Source organism: Sporosarcina sp. YIM B06819, from assembly GCF_033485175.1.
In the GTDB taxonomy this organism is placed as follows: Bacteria; Bacillota; Bacilli; order Bacillales_A; family Planococcaceae; genus Sporosarcina.
Window position 1 is genome coordinate 1 of the sequence record NZ_JAWLIQ010000064.1, and the last position, 1,124, is coordinate 1,124.

Sequence of the window (1,124 nt, forward strand, 5' to 3'; positions counted from 1 at the left end):
AAAAAAATGGCGGTCCCGACCGGGATCGAACCGGCGATCTCCTGCGTGACAGGCAGGCATGTTAACCGCTACACCACGGGACCATTTGGTTGCGGGGACAGGATTTGAACCTGCGACCTTCGGGTTATGAGCCCGACGAGCTACCACTGCTCCACCCCGCGACAATAGGATTTTTTAGCGTGATTTCCGCTAAAACAATCTTCCTTACTATAAGTATTATGGTGGAGGATGACGGGCTCGAACCGCCGACCCCCTGCTTGTAAGGCAGGTGCTCTCCCAGCTGAGCTAATCCTCCTGGGTAAAAGTGCGATAAGCTTCGCATTACTGCGTCAACTTCATTCGCTTACTCAGTCACGTACTTAAGTACGCTCCTTCGTGCTCTCAATCGTTTCCTTGTTCTACTCGCTTCTCCCACTTTTACCGGGAGTGTTCTTTGCTTCATATTATTAATTTAAAATGGTGACCCCTACGGGATTCGAACCCGTGTTACCGCCGTGAAAGGGCGGTGTCTTAACCGCTTGACCAAGGGGCCATACTAGATAAGCTTAACTGGCGGAGAGCAAGGGATTTGAACCCTTGAGACAGCGTTAGCCGCCTACACGATTTCCAATCGTGCTCCTTCGGCCACTCGGACAGCTCTCCTAAATGGCTCCGCAGGTAGGACTCGAACCTACGACCGATCGGTTAACAGCCGATTGCTCTACCACTGAGCTACTGCGGAATAATAATACGAATCATACAGTAAGTATGTTCTTTGGGAATAACAGCCCAGCGATGTCCTACTCTTGCAGGGGGGAACCCCCAACTACCATCGGCGCTGAAGAGCTTAACTTCCGTGTTCGGGATGGGAACGGGTGTGACCTCTTCGCCATCATCACTAGACTGTTTTCACAAGACAATTATTATTATATCAAATCTTGCGGGTTATTGCAAGCGTTTTTTCAAAAATAATTATTTTTGTTCGCTCAAAACTGAATAAAACAGACATTAAGATTTTTTAGCGTATTTCAGCTAAAATAATCTTCCATTTTTCACAAATCAGGGCCAACCTGCCCTTTTTACTAGAAGGTTAAGTCCTCGTTCGATTAGTATCTGTCAGCTCCACACGTCGCCGCGCTTCCACC

6 tRNA genes and 1 rRNA gene are annotated in these 1,124 nt (G+C 48.2%); all 7 read right to left on the minus strand.

Features of this window, described 5'->3' with window-relative positions:
• Positions 1 to 7: 7 nt before the first annotated feature.
• Positions 8 to 83, minus strand: a tRNA-Asp gene (locus R2B72_RS18490).
• Between the two features lie 3 nt (positions 84 to 86).
• Positions 87 to 161: transfer RNA gene (locus R2B72_RS18495), tRNA-Met, on the minus strand.
• A 58-nt stretch (positions 162 to 219) separates the two neighbouring features.
• A tRNA-Val gene (locus R2B72_RS18500) sits at positions 220 to 295 on the minus strand.
• A gap of 162 nt (positions 296 to 457) precedes the next feature.
• A tRNA-Glu gene (locus R2B72_RS18505) sits at positions 458 to 532 on the minus strand.
• A gap of 18 nt (positions 533 to 550) precedes the next feature.
• A tRNA-Ser gene (locus R2B72_RS18510) sits at positions 551 to 642 on the minus strand.
• A 4-nt stretch (positions 643 to 646) separates the two neighbouring features.
• Positions 647 to 721 (minus strand) — tRNA-Asn (locus tag R2B72_RS18515).
• A 45-nt stretch (positions 722 to 766) separates the two neighbouring features.
• Positions 767 to 882, minus strand: a 5S ribosomal RNA gene (gene rrf, locus R2B72_RS18520).
• Positions 883 to 1,124: the final 242 nt, after the last annotated feature.